The organism is Shewanella sp. UCD-FRSSP16_17 (assembly GCF_001675935.1).
Lineage (GTDB): Bacteria > Pseudomonadota > Gammaproteobacteria > Enterobacterales > Shewanellaceae > Shewanella > Shewanella japonica.
Genome location: NZ_LZFV01000025.1, coordinates 1 through 1,078 on the forward strand (window position 1 = coordinate 1; position 1,078 = coordinate 1,078).

A 1,078-nucleotide genomic window follows, 5' to 3' on the forward strand; every position below is an offset into this window, starting at 1 on the left:
CCAGCCCCTCACTTCAATATGATTTCAAGCTACTGAGAGGAGTGAAAATGGTGTTTATTAGAGGAGTGAAAATGGTGTTTATTAAAGTGATTCAATCAGAGAGGTTATGCTAGGCGCTTAACCACTTTTGGCAGTTAGCTGCGCTTTGTCGTCGTTTGCGGCCGACATGCTCACAATATTCAGTTAGCGCTGGCAGTGCCCCAACCGCACCTTTAAATAATGCCTCGAACTCTGTAGTGATTTTTAACCAGTTTTCAGCGGGAATATTGAGTCGATTAAGAATGTGCTGGCTACTCGTACTTATCGCACCACGCTTGTCATCTCGAATAATGCGTCCTGTATCCTCAACAAGCACGATGTAGTCTTTCACACTATATATTAACCCGCTAGGCATACTCTGGCGTTCATTACCCACAAATCGCAATAATTCAGCAGGTTGCTCACCTTTGATTGCTGAGCTTATTCGGCGTTGAATACTGGTGTAATCTGACGTTTCGGGTGTCGTCGCCATTTGGGCACGAACGGGGTTTAAATCCACGTAGGCCATACAAGCTAATACTGCAGCCTCATCAAGCAGTGCTTGGGATTTAAACCTCCCTTCCCAAAATCGACCAGTACATTTATCTTCTTTATTTGCCATGCGAGCAATGGGCTCACTGAGTGAGCGCATAAACCAACTAATATCAATTAAACGCTGTCTGTACTGGGTTATACTGTCATTCACTGTCTTTAATTCAAACTCATTTAGGTCTTCACCTTTAATAAATTTGTGAGTTAACAACGTCCCTTTAAAGCCCTTATGCCACTGGAGCAGCACCTCTTTATCTGTCCAGAGCTTCGCTTTATCAGCATCAACTTTTAACACCACATGTAAATGATTACTCATCACTGCATAAGCACAAATATCAATCGCAAAAATGGTCGCCAATTCTACAATACGTGAATCAACCCACTCACGGCGATGCTCAAAATTTTCACCTGTCGATTTATCAAAACCACACAAAAACGCCTTACGTACCACACGCGAACAACAGTGGTAGTAAGGCGTATCTTCTAAGCTCACGAGGGTTTGTCTTGG

At 43.2% G+C, this 1,078-nt stretch carries 1 protein-coding gene; it reads right to left on the reverse strand.

Annotated elements, in window-relative coordinates; translation table 11 throughout:
* Positions 1-109: 109 nt before the first annotated feature.
* On the reverse strand, positions 110-1,078 hold a 969-nt coding region (locus tag A9267_RS21935; protein ID WP_065109599.1), incomplete at its 5' end, for a transposase.